Consider the following 21,928-nt stretch of genomic DNA (forward strand, 5'->3'; position numbering starts at 1 on the left):
TTTTCGATTTTTGGAGTATAATAATAATTGTCAAGTCAATAGTCCGCTTGACTGTCGGCTATTCACCGTACTTACTCGGGTAACAACTGAATATTAAATGTCGATATGATGATCATTATTGCCAAATGGTAAATGGCGCACATATCGGTTAGCTCCTTACGAGTTAATCAGAAAGATAAGGAGGAATATTTATGACACCAATTCTTAATCTTCACAACATTGATGTTGCTGAGTTCCTCGCCGTGCTTGATACCTGCGAGGGCAACGTATTTCTCGTAACAAACGAGGGCGACAGGCTCAACCTCAAAAGTAAGCTTTGCCAGCTGGTCGGTCTTACAAAACTGATTGAAGGCGGCAAAATTGCAGAGGCAAGCGTTTACTGCGAAAACGTTCGTGACGAGAGCAAGCTGTTCAGATTTAACTGCTTCGGTGACACAGCATGCGCTGAGGTTGGCTAAAACACAGCTTATTGGGAAAGTATATTGAAAAGTTTTGATTAAATTAATAATGATAACAACACACTACCAAACACACTAAATTTCACAATTTCAATCAATCACACTAATCCCACGTTTTCACGTTAATTTCAAAACTTCTAAATCCAAAAAAGACCGCTGACAAGCGGTCTTTTTTGGTTTTACTTTTATTTATTAAAGATTTTTTCTTTTTCAGTCATTGTTCTTCACCGTTACCCATATATCAATTTTATTGCTGCGGTTAAGCGCGTCGGTGACTGAGTAGGTCACCTTGTACTTGCCCGGTCTTGAAGATACCACATTGCCTGTAATTTCGAGTTTTTCGGTTATATCCATACCGCAGGTGTCGTAAGCCTTAATGCCGGTTTTGGGCGAATATTCGGTATCAGTATCTATAGTGATATCCTGAGCGCCGGTAATCTTCGGAAGCCTGCTGTTGTATGGGTTTCCGTCCGTGATGTCGGTGGGATCCCAGCCCAAGCCCTTGCCGTTAATGCGGATTGCGGCAGGTCTGCCGAGCGGCTCGGGAGTGTTGCTGTCGTAAATCTTGACCTTTGTGCCGATTGGGCAGTTGTCGTAAATCCACTCGGTATCGTCAACAGCCATTCGAACGCATCCGAGGGAAGCCTCTCCGCCGAGCTTGTTAAACTCCTCAATCTCGAGCGAAGCCTTGTTTTCCATCTCGGCGTAGGGAACGCTGTGGAACAGGAAGTCGCCGGTAATTCCGCTGATGTACTGACCGTAAACGTTGTTGTACAGCGCGTGCCATTCGGACTTAAAGTAAATTTCAAACTCGCCGGTAATCGTCGATTTGTTCATACCGCAGGAGCACAACATCGCCCTGACGGGAACGGTGAAATTGCCTTTATCGTCGTAGGTGTAAACCGTAACAACGCTCTGAGTGCGGTTGACGTGGATTTCGTACAGCTTGAACTCGTCCTCTACGGCGATTTCGTCGTAGTTTTTCTTCCTGATATCCTCGTTCGCGATAATCGCGGTTGAGAATTTATACGGCTCTGCCTGCTGCGCCGCTTTGGAAACAGTAATTTCATATTCCGCTGACTGTCCTGTTGAGAGCTTAGCGGTAAGCTTTGCCGTGCCCTCGGCAAGAGCGTCTGCCCTGCCGCCGCAGTCAACGCTGACAATACTGTTATTCGAGCTTTTCCACTCTGTCACAAGGTCGTCGCAGCCCTTCGGGGATGGAATAATCTGCGAATTGCCCTGCGGAATTGTTATATATTCAGTTGTAAGCAAAGCCTCGTCAACGGTTGCCGGAGCGCCGGTCACTTCGGCGGACGCCGCGATTGTACTATCGGCAGGGCTTTTTACAGCCGCCGAGCAAACCGCCATTGCCGCCGTGACGATAATTCCGAGCAGGCATACCGCCAACGCAAATGGTTTTTTCATAACTTACCTCTGGTGTATAATTTTGCTTGATAAATAGTTTTGGAACTTTATCTTCCGCAGCCGTTTCCATTCGAGAATCAAACAGCTCCGATAAAACGAACTTATAGAACGTTTAAAAGATTACAAGTTTTTAACCTTTTCAGTTTATTCTATCATTTTTTTCGGAAAATGGCAAGGGATATTTAAAAATATAAAAAAGTATGTTAGAATTTAATAAGGTGATTTTTATGATACATCCGATTAAGCACTTTATTACAATTACAAATCACAGGCACAAGGTTATCGCCCACTGCGCAAAGGCAGGAATTTTATGGCAGGGCTTAAGGCACGATTTGTCGAAATACAGCCCTATCGAGTTTATTCCCGGGGCGAAGTACTATCAGGGCACGCGCAGTCCTAACGAAAAGGAGCGCGAGCTTTACGGCTACTCTGCAGCTTGGCTTCACCACAAGGGCAGAAACCGCCACCACTACGAGTACTGGAACGACTACAACCCAAAGACAAGGAGCATTGAAAATGTCGAAATGCCGATACGCTACGTGGTTGAGATGTTCTGCGACAGGGTTGCTGCGAGTAAAATTTACAACAAGGAAAGCTACACCGACGAACACCCCTACACCTACTACCTGAGGATTAAGGGCAAAAACCGTATGCACCCCAACACCGAGGCGCTGCTGTGCAAATGGCTTGAAATGCTGCGCGACGAAGGCGAGGAAAAGACCTTTGCCTATATCAAAAAGCTCGATAAAAAGGATAAGAAATAATGGAGACAAGCAGAATTATCCACCCGATTCCGCCGCTGTTTGACGAAAACTCCGAAAAGTTGATTTTGGGCAGCTTTCCGTCGGTAAAATCAAGGGAAGCGATGTTCTTTTACGGTCATCCGCAAAATCGCTTTTGGAAGCTTTTGCCGCTGATTTTTGACGATGAAATCCCAACTACCGTCGAGGAAAAATCCGCGCTGATTTTACGGCACAACCTCGCGCTGTGGGATTCAATACAGTCCTGCGTAATCACGGGCTCGTCCGACAGCTCGGTAAAGGACGTCGTGCCGAACGATTTGAGCGTAATAATAAATAACAGCAAGGTAACGCAAATCTTCTGCAACGGCGCGCTGTCGCACAAAATGTATATGAGGTACATTTATCCGCAGACGAAAATCGAGGCAGTAAAGCTGCCGTCCACCAGCCCTGCAAACGCGGCGTTTTCGATGGACAGATTATATGAGCAGTGGAAAATAATTGCGGAATAAAAAAAGGAGAGCCTAAGCTCTCCTTAATTCTTTTGCGGAATTATTTATTGATTGCAGCGTAGATTTTATCAAGCAACATTCCGATCCACGGAATTTTGCTGATGAGCGGCAGCTCCTTTTTCTTGCCGGTAGCGGCGTAAACAATGCCGATAATAGCGAGAACGAGAAGGAATACAGAGCCTGCCCAGAAAATGAAGTTGAAAATGTTGTAAACCACGCTGTGGTGATAAACATAAAAGCCGTAACGTCCCGGGAAAATCGCGTTGATAATCGCGAGGAGGATAGACTTCACAATCTCATAAGCAACGCCTACCGCCCAAAGGGTAGCGCCCTGCTTTACGTGGAACTTGCAGTATTCCGATGTTTTTCTTACGAAAAGCGGAACCAAAAATACAGGCGCCCACGGAATATACGCGAGCCATGCAAGTCCCTTATCAGAAGGGAGCACTGTGCCGTCGGAATTCATAACCTCGGGCTGAACAGGCTGCTGAGGTGCCTGCTGCGTATTTTGCTGAACAGGCTGCTGATCTGCCTGCTGCGCGTTTTGCTGATCATTCTGCTGTCCGGTCTGCTGAGCGTTATCTACGGAAGTACCGCAGTTTGAGCAAAAAGCAGCGTCATCAGGCAGCTGATTTCCGCAATGTTTACAAAATGCCATAATTGTTACCCCTTATTAAAGTAATTTAAATTAGTATTTCTACCACTTTGATTATAGATTATAAAAATTCAGGTGTCAATAAAATCCGTATATCTTTGTAGCAACCACCAAAAAGCAAAATAGGAGTTAAAGGCTGTTAGTATATTCTTACAACTAAATGTTAACTTTTTTGTAGATTTCCAATAATGCTTTTGCCGTTTTGTAAAATGTCAGAGCGGTAATTTGTATATTATTTATATATTTACAAAGCGGAATAAATATGCTATTATTTTGACAGAAAATACAGATAAGGATGAATAATTATGAATATAGGATTGGTACTTGAAGGCGGAGCAATGCGCGGACTTTTCACCGCGGGGGTAATGGACGTGCTGATGGAGTACGGCGCGGAGTTTGACGCGATTGTCGGCGTTTCGGCAGGCGCGGCGTTCGGCGTTAACTACAAGTCAAAGCAAATCGGCAGGGTTATCCGCTACAACAAGCGCTTCGCAAACGACAAGCGCTACTGCAGCGTGCAGTCGCTGCTAAACACAGGTAATCTGTTCAACGCGATGTTCTGCTACCACACCGTGCCCAACGAGCTCGATAAGTTTGACAGGGAGCGTTATAACGCCGACAAAACGCCGTTTTACGTTGTTTGCACCGACGTCGAAACAGGCGAGCCGGTTTATCACCTGCTTGACAGGGCTAACGATTGGGGATTTGAGTGGATTCGCGCTTCGGCTTCAATGCCGCTGGTGTCAAAGCCCGTTAAGATTGACGGAAAATATTACCTCGACGGCGGAATGAGCGATTCCATCCCGATTGAGTTTATGATAGTCGGCGGCTGCGAAAAAAACGTCGTCGTACTTACCCAGCCGAGGGATTATGTAAAGGAAAAGGCTTCAATGCTGCCGCTGATGAAGCTCAGCCTGAGAAAATACCCCTACACCTACGACGCGATTTTGCACAGGCACATCATTTACAACGACAGCCGCGCAAGGGTTTTTCAGGAGGAAAAGCTCGGCAACGCGGTGGTTATCTGCCCCAAGGAAAAACTGCCCATCGACCGTGTTGAGCACGACCCCGAGGTTATGGAAAAGGTCTATCAGCTCGGCAGACAGGCGGCAGAGGAAAAGGTCGATGAATTAAGAGCTTTCTTTAATGAAGCTAAGCGTTAAATTTGTAAGGGAGACAATCGCGGTCTCCCACTATTATTCCATATTACTAATACTATTCTCTAATAAAATCCTTTAACATCTGCCGTGTAAAATTCCGCATAACTGCGTTGTCGTCCTTGCAAGGCGTCAGCCTTGCGGCGTCCTCCGCCTTGTTCTGCAAAATTTTCCATCGACATATGTTTTAAAGTCTTTTATCTGAGAATAGTATAAAAAAGGATTGGCTCGTTTGAACCAATCCTTTTGCTTTTATTTCGTTAATTTCCGCTTATTTGAAATACGCCACGCCGCTTTCAAAGATTTTCTGGTCTTTTTCAAACGGAACGTTTTTGTAGAGGTTTTCACCCTTACGCTCACTGTGTCCCATCTTTCCGAGGACTCTGCCGTCGGGCGAGGTAATACCCTCAATCGCGCAGATTGAGCCGTTTACGTTGTAGGCGATGTCGCTGCTCGGATTGCCGTTCAAATTCACATACTGAGTAGCGATCTGTCCGTTATCCGCAAGCTGCTTAACAGTTTCGGTATCCGCCATAAATCTGCCCTCGCCGTGCGATACGGGAACGGCGAAAACGTCGCCCGCGTTAACCTGCGAGAACCACGGTGACTTAACCGAGGTCACGCGCGTATACGCCATATGCGAGATATGTCTGCCGACAGTGTTGAAGGTCAGCGTCGGGTCGGTGGGCTTAAGCTCGCGGATTTCTCCGTAGGGAACAAGTCCGAGTTTGATAAGCGCCTGGAAGCCGTTACAAATACCGAGCATAAGACCGTCGCGGTTTTTGAGCAGGTCGTTCACCGCGTCCGCGATTCTCGGATTGCGGAAGGTTGTGGCGATAAACTTGCCTGAGCCGTCGGGCTCGTCACCGCCGGAGAAGCCGCCGGGAATCATAATCATCTGAGATTCTCTGATGATTTTTTCCATTCTCTCTATAGTTTCCTCAATGCCGCTCTGGGTGAGGTTCTTAACAATCAAAAGCTCTGTCTGAGCGCCTGCCTTTTCGAACGCACGGGCGGTGTCTACCTCGCAGTTTGTGCCCGGGAATACGGGGATAAATACCTTAGGCTTTGCGACCTTAATTGCAGGAGTTGCAACGTTGCGCGCGTGGTAAAGCTCAGCGTCAACCTCGATTTCGGGACATTCCGCCTGAGTCGGGAATACCTTTTCGAGCGGAGCAGTCCACTTGTCGAGCACGTCCTTAAGCTCTACGCTCTTGCCGCCCATGGTGATTTTTGCGTCATCGGTAACGGTACCGAGGTCGTAGCTCAAAACATTGCTGTCAAGCTCTTCGCCGTCCTCAAGCTCGAGCACGAGCGAGCCGGAAAGCGGAGCGAAAAGCTCCTGATTTGTGAGCTCCTTGGTAAACTTAAAGCCGAAGCAGTTGCCGAACGCCGCCTTGCATACGCAGGCAGCCGCGCCGCCCTCCTTGACTACCGAAGCGGAGAGCACCTTGCCGCTCTGCATCAGCGCGTAAACCGCCTTGTACATCTCGGCAAGCTTGTCCCATTCGGGCATAAGTGTCGCTTTATTTTCAGGAACGGGAACGTAGATTACCTTTGAACCCGCCTTTTTGAATTCGGAAGAAATTGTCTTGCTCGCCTTTGTCATAGCTACGGCGAAGCTTACAAGAGTCGGCGGAACGTCGATGTCCTCGAACGAGCCGGACATACTGTCCTTGCCGCCGATTGAGGGAAGTCCCAGCTTAAGCTGAGCCTGCATAGCGCCGAGCAGTGCCGCCGCGGGCTTGCCCCAGCGTGAAGGAACGTCCTTAAGGCGCTCAAAATACTCCTGGAAGGTAAGCCTTGCAGTCAGCGGATCAGCGCCGATCGCGAGAAGCTTTGAGGTTGATTCAACAACCGCGTAAGCCGAGCCGTGGAAGGGGCTCCAGCGTGAAACGCCCGGGATAAAGCCGTAGCTCATCGCGGTGGCGTCGTCGGTCTCACCCTTTTCAAGCGGAATCTTAGCCGCCATAGCCTCCTGTGGCGTGAGCTGGGTTTTGCCGCCGAAGGGCATAATAACCGTAGCCGCGCCGATTGAAGCGTCAAAGCGCTCGCTCAGACCGATTTGCGAGCAAACCTCAAGCCTTGCCATATTCTCGGCAACAGCCTGCTCAAACGGCATATCCTTCAGGCTTTCGGGGCAGCTGTTGCGGTAGCAGTCCTCAGCCGAGGGAGCGGTGATGTACGCCTTTGCCTCCTGAGTAACGCCGTTTGTGTTAAGGAACTCACGGCTTAAATCTACAATCTTATCGCCGCGCCAGTTCATTGTGAGCCTCGGGCTCTCGGTAACAACCGCAACCGCGGTAGCCTCGAGGTTCTCGGTCTCGGCGTACTTTATGAATTTATCGACGTCGTTTTTGTCGAGCACAACCGCCATTCTCTCCTGGCTTTCGGAGATTGCGAGCTCTGTGCCGTCAAGTCCGTCGTACTTCTTTGTTACCTTGTCCAAATCAACCGCAAGACCGTCGGCAAGCTCACCGATAGCTACGCACACGCCGCCTGCGCCGAAGTCGTTACAGCGCTTGATGAGCTTTGCTACATTCGCGTTGCGGAAAAGTCTCTGGATTTTTCTCTCTGTGGGCGGATTACCCTTTTGAACCTCAGCGCCGCAGGTCTCGATTGAGCTTTCGGTGTGAGCCTTTGATGAACCTGTCGCGCCGCCGCAGCCGTCGCGTCCGGTACGTCCGCCGAGGAGCACGATTACGTCGTCGGGCATGGGAACCTCGCGGATAACGTTCTCCTTGGGAGAAGCGCCGATTACCGCGCCGATTTCCATACGCTTTGCAACGTAGCCCTTGTCGTACAGCTCGACAACCTGTCCGGTAGCAAGTCCGATTTGGTTACCATAGGAGCTGTAGCCGTTAGCCGCGCCCGTGGTGATTTTACGTGAGGGCAGCTTGCCGTGCATTGTGTCCTTAAACGGAGTTGTCGGGTCGCCCGAGCCGGTCACGCGCATCGCCTGATATACATAAGCTCTGCCCGAGAGCGGATCGCGGATTGCGCCGCCAAGGCAGGTAGCCGCTCCGCCGAACGGTTCGATTTCGGTCGGGTGGTTATGAGTTTCGTTCTTAAACTGAACGAGCCATTTTTCGGTTTTACCGTCGATTGTAACGGGCACTTCGATTGAGCAAGCGTTAATCTCGTCGCTCTCGTCGAGGTCGGGAATCAAGCCCTTTTTCTTAAGGGACTTCATACCCATAAGCGCCATATCCATAAGGGAGACTATTCGTGTTGTATCCTTGCCGTAAACCTCGTCGCGTGTAGCGTAGTACTCCTTAAGAGCGTCCTCGATAACCGAGCCGAGAGCCTTCTGCTCAATCTCAATCTCGCTGAGGCGTGTAAGGAAGGTGGTGTGACGGCAGTGGTCAGACCAGTAGGTGTCGATAACGCGCAGCTCGGTAACGCTCGGGTCGCGGTGCTCGGTATCTCTGAAATAATCACGACAGAATTTGAGGTCGGCAAGCGTCATCGCAAAGCCCATTGAGCCGTAATACTCTGCCATTTCGTCGTTGTTCCAAGTAATAAAGCCCTCAACGCGCTTTACGTCCTCGGGAACAGGAGTTTCCATATCCAAGGTTTCGGGCTTGTCGAGAGAAGCCAGACGGCTCTCTACGGGGTTGATGAGGTAGTCCTCAATCTTTTTCTGGTCGTCGTCGGTAAGCTCGCCCTTAAGCGCAACTACCCTCGCGGTCAGAACCTTGCACCTCTCGCCCTGAGTGAGGAGCTGAACACACTGCTCTGCGGAGTCGCCGCGCTGGTCGTACTGACCGGGCAGGTACTCCATCGCGAAAACTCTCCAGCCGTCTTCTACCGGCAGGGTTTCCTCATAAATAACATCCGCGTTGGGCTCGGAGAGCACGATTGACTTTGCCTTGTCGTACTCGTTCTTGGTAAGTCCCTCAATATCGTAGCGGACGATAAAGCGCAAATCCGTTACGTTCCTCATGCCGAGGTTGTGGCGGATATCCCACAAGGTCTGCTTTGCAACGACATTGAAGCCCTCGCGTTTTTCAACAAAAATTCTGATTACGTCTGACATTAAATCAGCCTCCCAAAATAATCATAGTCAAGGTTATTTTATCATATTTTAATAGCTTTATTTTTCGCTTACGGCAAAATATATGAATTATCTGCGCAGCAAAAAACTGACGTCCCTAATCGGAACGTCAGCAGTTTTATTGATTTAATAAAAATTCGTAGTAGTCCTTGAAAGAGCCGTTGCGGTACACCGAAATATCCTTGTTTTTGCGGTTGATAAGGCAATCGGTGATAAGGAAGGTGTTGAAGCCGAGGCGCGAGGCGCACATATCCTCATCTACGTCGTTGCCTGTCATAAGGCTTTCCTCGGGCTTGATACCGCAAAATGAGCAGATATCGGCGTAGTAGTTTAGGTTCGGCTTGCAAGTTGAACAGTTGTCGTACACGGTGATGTACTCAAAGTCGTTCGGATTAAGCCCTGCCCACTCAATGCGGCGGTAGGTTGCCGCCTTGGGGAAAATCGGGTTTGTCGCGACAATCAGCCTTACTCCCCTGCTCTTCAACAAATCAATGGTTTTCTTAGCGTAGGGGGTAAAGCCCGTGCCCTTTTTCGCCTCGATAAATTCGTTGCGGTAGAAGTCGTCAAAATCATCGGAAAACACTCGCATATCGCGGTTACAAACCGTGTTCATTGTCTTCCAGAAAATCTCGGAATTAAGCCTCATACCGTCGTTTCTCGCCATAGCGCCCGCGCCGTTCCAAACAGCCTTTACGAGCGTTTTTGCGTCAACGCCGGTTTCGGGCACAAAGCGCCTGCACAAAGCCTGCAAATAAAGCTCTGTGAACTTGCGCATATCCATCGGCAGCAAAGTGCCGTCTAAATCGAACAAATAATTTTTGTACATTTCCACACCCTCTAATTTATAATTATATCTTATATATAATGAAATTGCAAGTTGAAATTATTTCATCACTGCGATATAATTAGAACGGTGATATTATGAAAATTGTTATAACCGACGCGCAGACTGTTTTTGACGAAATTGTCACTGCCGCTCCCATTTACGAGCTGGGCGAGACAAAGGAATTCGGTCTGCTGAAATATGACGACGTTGCCGAGAGCATTAAGGACGCTGAGGTTATCCTCTGCAACAAAACCGTGCTCGATAAAAACAGCCTGCGCCTTGCGAAAAACTTAAAATATATCGGGCTGTTCGCGACAGGCTACAACAACATCGACATCGAATACTGCCGTGAAAACGGAATTGCCGTGTGCAACGCAGGCTCTTACTCCACAAACGCCGTGGCTCAGCACACCTTTGCGCTGATTTTGGAGCACTTTAACAACACCGCGAAGTACGGAAAATACGTAAGCGACGGCAAATGGAAGCGCAGCAAGACCTTCTCGCCGTTTGTTTATCCGCTCAATGAGCTTGCAGGCAAGACAATCGGCATTGTCGGGCTCGGAAGTATCGGCACGGCGGTTGCGAAAATCGCGAACGCATTTGAGATGAAGGTTATCGCGTACAACCGCAGTCAGAAAAATGTTGAGGGCGTTACTCAGACAGACCTCGATACCCTGCTGAGGGAGAGCGACATTGTGACGGTGCACTGTCCGCTGAATGATGACAGCCAAAATATGTTTGACAAAGCCGCGTTTGAAAAGATGAAACGCTCCGCGCTGTTCGTCAACACCGCGAGGGGCGGAGTTATGGTCGAGCAGGATTTGTACCGCGCGCTTAAAGACGGCAAAATCGGCGGAGCGTGCATTGATACGCTCGCGGTTGAGCCGATGGTCGAGGACTGCATACTGATGGACGCGCCGAACTGCATTATAACTCCGCACATCGCCTGGGCGCCTGTTGAGACAAGGCAAAGGCTGATTGACATTGTGGTGGAGAACATAAAGAGCTTTTACCGAGGAGAGAGATTGAACCGCGTTGTTTAAAATTGAAAATTGACAATGGATAGTGGATAATTTCGGTCGGGAATATAGGTATGATTTCCCGAAACCTTTTATTCCCGAAGATTTACTTAGCGGTAAATCCTGCGTCTGCCCCCTCCGACCGCGGCGGCGGTGCGCAAGTCGGGAACGTAGGTTTTGTTTTGTCAATAAGTTTAATGCCCGAAGATTTACTTAGCGGTAAATCCTGCGTCTGCCACCTTCCCCGCAAGCGGTGGAGGCTTTAAGAAACATAAAAATCAGGCTGTCAACCAAATTTGCAAATTGGTTGACAACCTTACTTATTGCTTATTAATTATTCCTCGCTTGCCGAGCTTTCGTCAACGGCGGTGTCGGACTTTTTCGCGTCGCTTGCAAAGAGCTTAACGAGGGTGGCGTTGTCCGCCTCGCCTGTCTCCTTGATTCCGCTTGCCTTCTGGAACGCGCTGACAGCCTTCTTTGAGATTTCACCGAAGTAGCCTGTGATGTTCTCCTTGTCACTCACGTAGCCGAGGTCGAAGAGTCTCTGCTGCATAGCCTTAACGTCGTCGTTGTCGTCCTCTTCCTTAAGGCTCAAATCCTTGAGGTCAATCTTGTATTTATCCGCAACCGATGTTGCCGCCGCAGGCTGTGTTGCCGCCTGAGTTGCGGCAGTCTGAGCCGCCGCTTGGGTAGCGGCTTCGGTAGCCGCCTGAGTAGCAGCCTGGGTTTCGGCAGGTTTGGTCTCGGTCTGCTGAGTAGGCTCTGAAGCCTTTTGAGCCTTTGCAAGCTCCGGATGGATAAAGCCAATCATCTTCTCGAGAGTTTCGAGAGCGGTAAGTCCCTGACGGCTCATTTCGTCCTTTGTAATCTGCATTGTCTTGCCGCCTGTAACAGCCGCGAGCTTTGAGAGCACGGGATCTGCCTGAACAGCCTTGAGCGTGTTGTCGTCGGCATAGAAAATGTACTTGGGATTTGCAACCTTTAATGTGTTAACGTCAACCTTGTTTTCATCAATGTTGACAGCTACGTTAACCGAACCTGTATAGCCGAGGAGCATATCGCCGTAGGTGCCACTTGTCATCAGTCTAAGTCCGCCCTGCTCGTAGTAGAGGTAGCAAACCGTATCGAGAGCAGTAGCATTTTTTGCGGAAGCCTCGCTCTTTCTCTGCTCCATCGCTGAGATTAGCTTGTCGTAGGACGAAGCCGCTTTTGCGTCGCCGTCGTCGTTACCGCCGAGGATTTTACCGATTGTGTGGTAGTTTGTCTCGAGCTGCTTGGGAGTTTCGGCAACCGACATCTTGATAACAGCAATTCCTTCCTTTTCAAGGCTCTGCTCAAAATCGTCGTTCAAGCCCTCGTTGGCGAAAACAACCGTCGCGCCGGAGTCGATGATATCCTGAACGCTCGGGCTTACCGCAGAACCCATAACGGGAGCGACGCCTAGGTACTTTTGGTCAACCTCGCGGCTTCTGCCGACAATCTTAACGTCGTAGCCCATATACGAGATAATATCAGCCGAATTCGGATCGAGCACAACAATGCTCTTGGGCTCTTTATCAATGGTCAAATTGGCAATCTTTACCGGGTAATTTTTGTCGCCGCAGCCCGAAAGCGAAAGCGCAGTGCCGAGCACTAAAACAGCGCAAAGAATACCTGCAATCAGTTTTTTCATAATAATCCTCCGTAGTAACAAGTGAATTTATATCAGCACAGCAGGGACTCTACATACTGCTTTGCGCAGCGCGGAGACCTTCCGCCCCTTGACAGGGCAAAGCGTTCCGCTCCCATGGCGAGCTCGTCCTCTGACATATCAAGTCCGCGTTCCTTGGCAAGCGCGCAGACAATGCCGATAAATTCTTTTTTTTCCGGAACGGTGTAGCACACCGCCAAACCAAACCTGTCGGAAAGCGACAGGGTTTCCTGCATATTATCCCTCGTGTTTACGTCGTCAACCTCAAAGCTGCGGTCGGAAAGCCTTTCCTTGACAATGTGCCTGCGGTTTGAGGTGGCGTAAATCAGGGCGTTATCGGGACGAGCGGAAAGTCCGCCCTCGAGCACCGCCTTAAGCGCGGTATAGCTCTGATCCTGATGTTGGAACGACAAGTCGTCGATAAAGATTATAAACTTCATCGGCAGAGCGGCGATTTTGTCAACCAAAAGCGGAAAGTCAATCAGCCGTTCCTTGGGGATTTCGACAATCCTCAGGCCGTCCTTCCTAAAGCGGTTCGCAACCGCCTTGACGGTCGAGCTTTTGCCTGTGCCCATATCGCCGTAGAGCAGGCAGTTGTTGCAGCTTCTTCCCTCGATAAACGCGACGGTGTTGTCGATAACCTTTTGGCGCTGGCGTTCATAGCCGGTAAAATCGTCGATAGAGATTGTGTCGTGATGAGCGACCGGCTGAATATCGCCGCCGCGCCATACAAACGCCTTGTAACGCGCGAACATTCCGCAGCCGTTTTCGCGGTACCACTTCGCGATTTTATCGAGCGAGCCGTCGAACATTTTGAAGCTCTCGGCGCAGTCGCCGCACTTCCACTTTGGCAGGGTACCGGCAATCTCCGCGATTTCGTCAAAATAAGCGTATGAGCTCAGCACCTCGTCGGCGCTGAGGTTTGCCGCGGACAAAATCGCCTCGCAGTCGTGCTTAACCGCCGAGAGTACGCCTTCTGGAAGGTCGTTTTGAGTTCCGCCTGCCGCGGCTCTGGTAAAGCAGTTATCGTCAAAAAGCGCAGCCTCGGTTAAGGCGTAGGCAAGGCTGTCGAGACAGCCGCGCTCTGAGATAAGCGAGATAAATCCGCCGTAGGCGTCCAAAAACTCCTCCGGCTTTTTATCCGCCGAGCACAAAAGCCTGAAAAAAGCCCTCGGCACGGAGCGGTTCATTATCCCCCTGAAAATTGACAGAGCCGATAAGCCGAGCTTTGTCTTAATAAGATTATTCATAAAATCTGTCCTTAAACTAATTCACCCTATATTTTACCCTTTTTTATCGGGATAGTCAAGGTTTTACACAAACAAAAGGCAAGCCGTTACAGCTTGCCTTTTTATAATTATTGGTTAAAAATCAATCTCGTCAAGATTTGTGTCGTCCGAAACAAGCACGGGCTTGTTGCTTTCGAGCTTGACGCTTGCGTATCTCTGCATACCTGTGCCGGCAGGGATAAGCTTACCGATGATAACGTTCTCCTTAAGGCCGACAAGCGAGTCCACCTTGCCCTTGATAGCGGCGTCGGTGAGAACCCTTGTGGTCTCCTGGAACGAAGCGGCTGACATAAAGCTGTCGGTCGCGAGCGCAGCCTTGGTAATACCGAGGAGCTGCTGGGTGAAGGTGGCTTCTCTGAGGCCCTCCTCGCCTGCCGCAATACGCTTTTTAATCTGCTCGTTCTCGTAGAGCACGTCGTTCTTGTCGTAGGTCTGGCCTGACATAAAGCCTGTATCTCCGGCGTCGTCAACCTTAACCTTACGCATCATCTGGCGTACAATTACCTCGATGTGCTTGTCGTTGATTTCAACACCCTGGAGACGGTAGGTCTTTTGAACTTCCGAGATAAGGTAGTTCATAACCGCGTCGGGACCGAGAATATCGAGAATATCGTGGGGGTTGACCGAACCGTCGGTGATTGTGTCACCCTTGCGGATTTGGTCGCCCTCCATAACCTTTACGCGGAAGCCGAAGGGGATAAGATATGTCTTTTCCTCGCCTGTATCCTTGTTGAAGATAACCGCGTGACGGGCGTTTTTGATTTCCTCAAACCTAACCTCACCGTCGATTTCACTGATGATTGCGAGGCTCTTGGGCTTTCTCGCCTCAAACAGCTCCTCAACACGCGGAAGACCCTGGGTGATATCCTCAGCGTTTGCAACACCGCCGGTGTGGAAGGTTCTCATTGTAAGCTGTGTACCGGGCTCACCGATTGACTGAGCCGCGATAATGCCGACTGCCTCACCGACTGTAACGGGCTGGCGGTTGGCAAGGTTAGCGCCGTAGCACTTGCGGCAAGCGCCGTGCTTTGCGCGGCAGGAGAGTACCGAACGGATTTTTACGCTCTGTACGCCTGAATTTACGATAGTTTCAGCCTCGGCCTCGCCCATCATAACGTCCTTTGAAACGAGCACGTTGCCGTTTTCGTCGCAGAAGTCGTCGAGCAGATAACGTCCGACAAGACGCTCGCTGAGCGGCTCGATAACCGACTTGGGATCGGACTCAATCGCTCTGATGTCGAAGATTTCAAGACCTTCGGTAGTGCCGCAGTCCTCGTCGCGGATAATAACCTCCTGCGATACGTCAACCAGACGGCGGGTAAGATAACCCGAGTCGGCTGTACGCAGCGCGGTATCGGCAAGACCTTTACGCGCACCACGCGATGAAATAAAGTATTCGAGAATGTTAAGACCTTCACGGTAGTTAGCACGGATAGGAATTTCGATTGTCTTACCCGAGGTGTTGGCGATAAGTCCGCGCATACCCGCGAGCTGACGAATCTGGCTGATACTACCACGCGCACCGGAATCCGCCATCATAAAGATGGGGTTGTAGCGGTCGAGGTTGCCCTGCAGAGCCGCGGTAACGTCGTTTGTAGCCTGGTTCCAGATGTTGAGGATAGCCTCGTAACGCTCCTCGTCGGAACGCAGACCCATCATAAACTGGTTGCGGATTTCGTCAATCTTAGTCTCAGCCTCGGCGATAATCTCCTTCTTCTCGGGCGGGATAACCGCGTCGCAAACCGCAACGGTGATTGCGCCCTTGGTGGAGTACTTATAGCCCTGAGCCTTGATATCGTCAAGCAGACGGCTGGTTCTTGCTGTGCCGTGCTTCTTGATGCACTTGTCGATAATCTTTTTAAGTCCGCCCTTCTTAACAAGGAAGTCTACCTCGAACTTAAACATATTTTCGGGAATACTTCTGTCTACAAAGCCCAAATCCTGGGGAATGGGGTTGTTGAAGATGATTTTACCGATTGTGGTGTCCACAAGCGCACTGCACATCTCGCCGTTGATTTCCATTTCGCGGCGAACCTTAATCTTTGAGTGAAGCTCGATAACGCCGGTCTGGTACGCCATCATAACCTCGTCGATGTTGCGGAACACCTTGCCCTCGCCCTTTTCGCCGTCCTTATCAAGAGTAAGGTAGTAAGAGCCGAGGATCATATCCTGGGTAGGAACGGCAACAGGCTGGCCGTCTGACGGCTTAAGCAGGTTGCCTGCCGCAAGCATGAGGAAGCGTGCCTCTGCCTGCGCCTCTGCGGAAAGCGGTACGTGAACCGCCATCTGGTCGCCGTCGAAGTCGGCGTTAAACGCGGTACATACAAGCGGATGGAGCTTAATCGCTCTGCCCTCTACAAGTACGGGCTCAAACGCCTGAATACCGAGACGGTGAAGGGTTGGCGCACGGTTGAGCATTACGGGGTGTCCCTTGATTACAACCTCAAGAGCGTCCCAAACGTTTTCCTTTGCACGCTCAACAGCCTTACGCGCCGATTTAATATTCTGTTCAGCCTTAGTCTCGACAAGACGCTTCATAACGAAGGGCTTGAACAGCTCAAGAGCCATCTCCTTGGGGAGACCGCACTGGTACATTTTAAGCTCAGGGCCTACAACGATAACCGAACGTCCGGAGTAGTCAACACGCTTACCGAGCAGGTTCTGACGGAAGCGTCCCTGCTTACCCTTAAGCATATCGGAAAGCGACTTGAGAGCGCGGTTGTTGGGGCCTGTAACGGGGCGTCCACGTCTGCCGTTGTCGATGAGGGCGTCTACGGACTCCTGAAGCATACGCTTCTCGTTGCGGATGATGATTTCAGGCGCATTGAGCTCGAGAAGCTTTTTAAGACGGTTGTTTCTGTTGATAACCCTGCGGTACAAATCGTTGAGGTCGGAGGTTGCGAAACGTCCGCCGTCGAGCTGAACCATAGGACGGATATCCGGCGGAATTACCGGAACAACGTCGAGAATCATCCACTCGGGACGGTTGCCCGAAAGGCGGAAGCTCTCTACAACGTCAAGGCGCTTTAACAGGCGGATTCTCTTCTGTCCCGAAGCCGCCTCGAGCTCCTCTTTAAGCTCTGCGGAGAGCGCTTCGAGGTCGATTTCGGCAAGGAGCTCCTTGATTGACTCGGCGCCCATGCCTGCCTTAAAGTCGTCCTCGTACTTTTCGCGCATATCGTTGTACTCGGCCTCGTTAAGGCACTGATATTTTGAGAGATCGCGGCAGTCGCCGGGATCGGTTACTATATACTGTGAGAAATAGAGCACGTTCTCCAAAGCCTTGGGAGAAATGTCCAGCATAAGGGCGATTCTTGACGGAATACCCTTGAAATACCAGATGTGCGATACGGGAGCGGCGAGCTCGATGTGGCCCATGCGCTCGCGTCTTACCTTGGCTCTTGTAACTTCAACGCCGCAGCGGTCGCAGATTTTGCCCTTAAAGCGGATTCTCTTGTACTTTCCGCAGTGGCACTCCCAGTCCTTTGTAGGTCCGAAAATACGCTCGCAGAAAAGTCCCTCGCGCTCGGGCTTAAGTGTGCGGTAGTTAATGGTTTCGGGCTTGGTTACCTCGCCGTACGACCATTCTCTGATCTGCTCGGGGGAAGCAAGACCGATTTTAATTGAATCAAAAACATTGTTGTCTATCATTTTACTTCCTCCTTATTAAAGTTCGTCCGAACCAAAGTCGTCAAAATCAAATACGTTGTCGTCATCTTCCTCTTCGTCAGCGAGAGAATCGTCGAACATATTGCCTTCTTCTCCGCCTTCATCAAGGGTGTAGCCGTCCATCGAGGTCATTACGCTGTCCTCGTCAAACTCGGTCGAAGCCGCGTCGGCAATGTCCTCGTCCTCCTCAAACTTCTGCTTGATGTCGATTTCCTCGCCCTGCTGGTCGAGTACGCGAACGTCGAGCGAGAGCGACTGGAGCTCCTTGATAAGAACTCTGAACGACTCGGGAATTCCCGGAGCCGGGATGTTCTGACCTTTGACGATTGCTTCGTATGTCTTAACACGGCCCACAACGTCGTCCGACTTAACCGTCAGGATTTCCTGAAGTGTATAAGCCGCGCCGTAAGCCTCGAGAGCCCAAACTTCCATCTCACCGAAACGCTGTCCGCCGAACTGAGCCTTACCGCCCAGAGGCTGCTGTGTAACAAGTGAGTACGGGCCTGTGCTTCTCGCGTGAATTTTCTCGTCAACGAGGTGATGCAGCTTGAGGTAGTACATATAGCCGACGGTTACGGGGTTGTCAAAGCGTTCGCCGGTTCTTCCGTCGATAAGCCATGTCTTACCGTCCTCGCTGTAGCCTGCGTCCTTAAGAGCGGCAAAAATATCCTGCTCATGAGCGCCGTCGAATACCGGCGTCATAATCTTCCAGCCAAGCGCCTTTGCCGCGTAGCCGAGGTGAACCTCGAGCACCTGACCGATGTTCATACGTGAAGGTACGCCCAAGGGGTTGAGCACGATGTCGAGCGGAGTACCGTCGGGCAGGAAGGGCATATCCTCAACGGGGAGAATACGCGAAACAACACCCTTGTTACCGTGGCGGCCCGCCATCTTGTCGCCTACGCTGATTTTGCGCTTTAAGGCGAGGTAAACTCTTACTACCTTGTTAACGCCGGGCTGCAGCTCGTTGCGGCTGTCGGCGCGTGTAAATACCTTAACGTCAACTACGGTTCCGCACTCGCCGTGGGGAACGCGCAGGGAGGTGTCACGAACCTCTCTTGCCTTTTCACCGAAGATTGCGCGGAGCAGTCTTTCCTCGGCGGTAAGCTCGGTTTCTCCCTTGGGAGTTACCTTACCTACAAGAATATCGCCTGCCTTAACCTCGGAGCCAATCTGGATGATACCGTCCTCGTCGAGGTATTTGAGCACGTCCTCGCCGACGTTGGGGATATCGCGTGTGATTTCCTCAGGTCCGAGCTTGGTGTCGCGTGCCTCGGTGTCGTATTCTTCAATATGGATAGATGTGTATACATCGTCACGAACGATTTTTTCGTTGAGCAGTACGGCGTCCTCGTAGTTATAGCCTTCCCAGGTCATAAAGCCGATGAGGGCGTTTTTACCGAGGGCGATTTCGCCGTTATCGGTAGCCGGGCCGTCCGCGAGAACCTCGCCCTTCTTAAAGCGCTGGCCTCTCTCAACAATCGGGCGCTGGTTGAAGCAGGTGCCCTGGTTTGAGCGCAGGAACTTGATAACCTCAAAGTCCTGAACCCTGCCGCTGTCGTACTGAACGCGGATGTTGCGCGCGTCAACGCTCATAACAACGCCGTCCTCCTCAGCGAGGATACATACGCCGGAGTCGGTACCTGCCTTGTACTCCATACCGGTACCTACAACAGGAGCCTCGGAACGGAGAAGCGGAACAGCCTGGCGCTGCATGTTCGCGCCCATGAGGGCACGGTTTGCGTCGTCGTTTTCAAGGAACGGAATCATCGCCGTAGCGACGGAAACAACCATCTTAGGCGATACGTCCATATAATCAAAGCGGTTTGCAGGAAGCTCCACGAACTCGTCGCGGTAACGTCCTACAACTCTTTTGTGAACAAATCTGCCGTTTTCGTCGAGGGGTTCGTTAGCCTGAGCAACGTAGTAGTTATCCTCAACGTCCGCGGTCATATAAACAACCTCGTCGGTAACAACGCCGGTCTCCTTGTCGATTTTGCGGAAGGGAGCCTCTACAAAACCGTACTTGTTGATCTTCGCGAAGGAAGCGAGGTACGAGATAAGACCGATGTTAGGTCCTTCAGGAGTCTCGATAGGACACATACGTCCGTAGTGGGTGTAGTGTACGTCACGAACCTCAAATCCTGCGCGGTCACGCGACAGACCGCCGGGGCCTAACGCTGACAGACGGCGCTTGTGTGTAAGCTCCGCGAGGGGGTTTGTCTGATCCATAAACTGCGACAGAGGGGAAGAACCGAAGAACTCCTTGATTGCCGCGGTTACGGGACGGATATTGATAAGCGAGTTAGGCGAGAGCGAATCCATATCCTGAGACTGGGTTGTCATTCTCTCCCTTACTACTCTTTCAAGTCTTGAAAAACCAATTCTAAACTGGTTCTGGAGAAGCTCGCCTACGCAGCGGATACGTCTGTTGCCGAGGTTATCAATGTCGTCGGTGTTGCCGATACCATTTGCAACGCAGTTGAGGTAGTTGATTGTAGCAAAGATGTCCTCAACGGTGATGTGGTTGGGAACAAGCTCTGCGGCGCGGTCGGTGAGCATTTCCTTGAGCTGCTCCTCGTTCTCGGCAGAATCGAGAATTTCGCAGAGAACGTCAAAGCGTACATTCTCCTTGATATCGCACTCTGCCTCGGCGTCAAAGTCAACGTAGCAGCCGATATCTACCATGCCGTTAGAGATAATCTTAACGGTCTCGCCCTCGGAGTTCTTTACATAAGCTACGTTTACGCCGGCGTTCTCAATCTCGAGAGCCTTCTCCTTGGAGATTTTCTCATCTCTGAGCGCCATAACCTCGCCTGTGCGCGGATTTGCGAGCGGCTCGGCAAGGGTGTTGCCTGCAAGGCGGTTTGCGATACCGAGCTTTTTGTTGTATTTATATCTGCCGACTCTTGACATATCGTAACGGTTCTCGTCGAAGAACAGGTTGTTGATATGAATCTGCGCGCTGTCAACTGTCGGGGGCTCCGACGGACGGAGCTTTTTGTAAACCTCGATAAGACCTTCCTCAATGTTGTGAGCCTGATCCTTTTCGATAGTCGCCTTCATTCGCTCGTCGTCACCGAAGAAGTCGAGGATTTCGGCGTCGGAACCAAGTCCGAGAGCTCTGATGAAGGATGTTACGGGAAGCTTTCTGTTCTTATCAATACGAACATAGAAAACGTCGTTTATGTCGGTCTCGTACTCGAGCCACGCGCCTCGGTTGGGGATAACGGTGGTGGAGTAGAGCTTTTTACCGGTTTTGTCGTGATCCATCTTGTAATAAACGCCCGGAGAACGAACGAGCTGTGATACAATAACACGCTCCGCGCCGTTGATTACAAAGGTTCCGCTGGGAGTCATCAGCGGGAAGTCGCCCATAAAGACGTTGCTTTCTTTAATTTCGCCGGTGGATTTATTGAGCAGACGGGCGGTAACCCTCAAAGCTGCCGAATATGTGGCGTCTCTTACCTTACACTCAATTACGCTGTAATTGGGGTGCTCGATGTCGAGAGTATAATCAATAAAATCGAGGACAAGGTTGTCCTGATAGTCGGTAATGCCGGAAACGTCCTTAAACACTTCCTCAAGGCCTTCGTTAAGGAACCAATTGTAGGATTCCTTCTGCACCTCGATAAGGTTCGGCATGTCGATAACTTCATCAATCTTGCCAAAGCTCATTCTCTCGGTGTTGCCCAGTTTTACGGGTTTGACATTTACCATTGGCGTTCACTCCTTTTATTTTTTCGACTTCATAAGGATATGTAATGCGCGGTGCAAGCCGCAAAAAGCCGCTCAAAAAAATATCAATAAAAAACATCTTGACACAGAGAACTTTTTGTGATAATATCCCCTTGTCAAAAGGTTTTTTTTCGAAAAAATTCAAGCCTTTTCGTACATATCCCCATTATGGTACATTTTACTATTCTACGCCTGTTTCGGCAAGTTGTCAAGAGGGTTTTTAAAGGTTTTTAATATAATTTAATACTTTTTTAACAGTTAATGCTCCAAAGGAATTAAAATCCGTGGAGCTTAAAATTTTGCCCCAAAAGGAACGCCCGACAGCGTGTAGAGTTTTGAATTGAAAATCAACGTCGAAATTACTTTTAAAGGCTCCCCCGTCGCGTAAGCTACGGGGGAGCTGGCGCCGTCAACTCGTTGACGGTGACTGAGGGGGCGGCACTTCCTCTATCGCCCCGTTTGAAATTGCAACGGAAAACTCGTATTAATTCACACGTAGCCCCCTCCGCCGCCTTAAGGCGGCACCTTTTTCTGGCGAAAACAGCAACCTTAGCACGTCGGCAACCCTTTTGGGCTTCGCCCATTTCCCCTACAAGGGGAATCACCTTTTGTCACTTCGTGACATTTCCCCTATCAGGGGAATTTCCCGTAACAAGTGACGGGGGAGGCTTTAAAACAACCTGTCCGTCCCCA

The 21,928-nt window shown here is 50.4% G+C and carries 13 protein-coding genes; 5 read left to right on the plus strand and 8 right to left on the minus strand.

Annotation, left to right across the window (positions count from 1 at the left end; genetic code table 11):
* Positions 1–191 precede the first annotated feature (191 nt).
* A complete protein-coding gene (locus AB1I50_RS05905) occupies positions 192–458 on the plus strand; it encodes a hypothetical protein (RefSeq protein WP_407725282.1) in 267 nt (88 codons plus the stop codon).
* A 210-nt stretch (positions 459–668) separates the two neighbouring features.
* Here the strand turns inward: AB1I50_RS05905 and AB1I50_RS05910 are convergent, their stop codons facing one another.
* Complete coding sequence (locus AB1I50_RS05910; RefSeq protein ID WP_407725283.1) at positions 669–1,883, minus strand: L,D-transpeptidase family protein; 1,215 nt, start codon at positions 1,881–1,883, stop codon at positions 669–671.
* A gap of 200 nt (positions 1,884–2,083) precedes the next feature.
* Here AB1I50_RS05910 and AB1I50_RS05915 point away from each other — a divergent pair, with 200 nt between their 5' ends.
* Positions 2,084–2,647 (plus strand): DUF5662 family protein, encoded by a 564-nt coding sequence (locus tag AB1I50_RS05915; protein ID WP_407725284.1) that lies wholly within the window; start codon positions 2,084–2,086, stop codon positions 2,645–2,647.
* Entirely contained in the window at positions 2,647–3,135 is a 489-nt protein-coding gene (locus AB1I50_RS05920) for a DNA-deoxyinosine glycosylase (RefSeq protein ID WP_407725285.1), read from the plus strand. The genes AB1I50_RS05915 and AB1I50_RS05920 overlap by 1 nt, the downstream gene beginning before the upstream one ends.
* Before the next feature lie 40 nt (positions 3,136–3,175).
* On the opposite strand, the gene AB1I50_RS05925 is transcribed toward AB1I50_RS05920, so the two are convergent.
* The gene (locus AB1I50_RS05925) at positions 3,176–3,793 is read right to left on the minus strand and encodes a zinc ribbon domain-containing protein (RefSeq protein ID WP_407725286.1); all 618 of its coding nucleotides are present in this window, start codon (positions 3,791–3,793) and stop codon (positions 3,176–3,178) included.
* 302 nt (positions 3,794–4,095) lie between these two features.
* Between AB1I50_RS05925 and AB1I50_RS05930 the strand changes: the two genes are divergently transcribed.
* The gene (locus AB1I50_RS05930; RefSeq protein WP_407725287.1) at positions 4,096–4,953 is read left to right on the plus strand and encodes a patatin-like phospholipase family protein; all 858 of its coding nucleotides are present in this window, start codon (positions 4,096–4,098) and stop codon (positions 4,951–4,953) included.
* A gap of 265 nt (positions 4,954–5,218) precedes the next feature.
* On the opposite strand, the gene AB1I50_RS05935 is transcribed toward AB1I50_RS05930, so the two are convergent.
* Complete coding sequence (locus AB1I50_RS05935) at positions 5,219–8,986, minus strand: phosphoribosylformylglycinamidine synthase (RefSeq protein ID WP_407725288.1); 3,768 nt, start codon at positions 8,984–8,986, stop codon at positions 5,219–5,221.
* A gap of 136 nt (positions 8,987–9,122) precedes the next feature.
* Positions 9,123–9,830, minus strand: a complete 708-nt coding sequence (locus AB1I50_RS05940) for an HAD family hydrolase (protein ID WP_407725289.1) — start codon at positions 9,828–9,830, stop codon at positions 9,123–9,125.
* 95 nt (positions 9,831–9,925) lie between these two features.
* On the opposite strand from AB1I50_RS05940, the gene AB1I50_RS05945 reads away from it, so the two are divergent.
* Entirely contained in the window at positions 9,926–10,873 is a 948-nt protein-coding gene (locus AB1I50_RS05945) for a D-2-hydroxyacid dehydrogenase (RefSeq protein ID WP_407725290.1), read from the plus strand.
* A gap of 310 nt (positions 10,874–11,183) precedes the next feature.
* Here AB1I50_RS05945 and AB1I50_RS05950 read toward each other — a convergent pair whose 3' ends face one another.
* The 4 genes from AB1I50_RS05950 to rpoB form a co-directional block, all read right to left on the minus strand.
* Positions 11,184–12,521 carry a peptidoglycan-binding protein gene (locus tag AB1I50_RS05950; protein ID WP_407725291.1) on the minus strand — a complete coding sequence of 446 codons (1,338 nt, stop codon included), beginning with the start codon at positions 12,519–12,521 and terminating at the stop codon, positions 11,184–11,186.
* A gap of 32 nt (positions 12,522–12,553) precedes the next feature.
* A complete protein-coding gene (locus AB1I50_RS05955; RefSeq protein ID WP_407725292.1) occupies positions 12,554–13,789 on the minus strand; it encodes an ATP-binding protein in 1,236 nt (411 codons plus the stop codon).
* Positions 13,790–13,903: 114 nt separating this feature from the next.
* Entirely contained in the window at positions 13,904–17,479 is a 3,576-nt protein-coding gene (gene rpoC / locus AB1I50_RS05960; RefSeq protein WP_407725293.1) for a DNA-directed RNA polymerase subunit beta', read from the minus strand.
* A 15-nt stretch (positions 17,480–17,494) separates the two neighbouring features.
* Positions 17,495–21,217, minus strand: coding sequence for a DNA-directed RNA polymerase subunit beta (rpoB, locus tag AB1I50_RS05965; protein ID WP_407725294.1), 3,723 nt, complete (start codon positions 21,215–21,217; stop codon positions 17,495–17,497).
* Between the last annotated feature and the right edge of the window lie 711 nt (positions 21,218–21,928).

This window comes from Ruminococcus sp. NATIVEDY161 (assembly GCF_045819895.1).
Lineage (GTDB): Bacteria > Bacillota > Clostridia > Oscillospirales > Acutalibacteraceae > Ruminococcoides.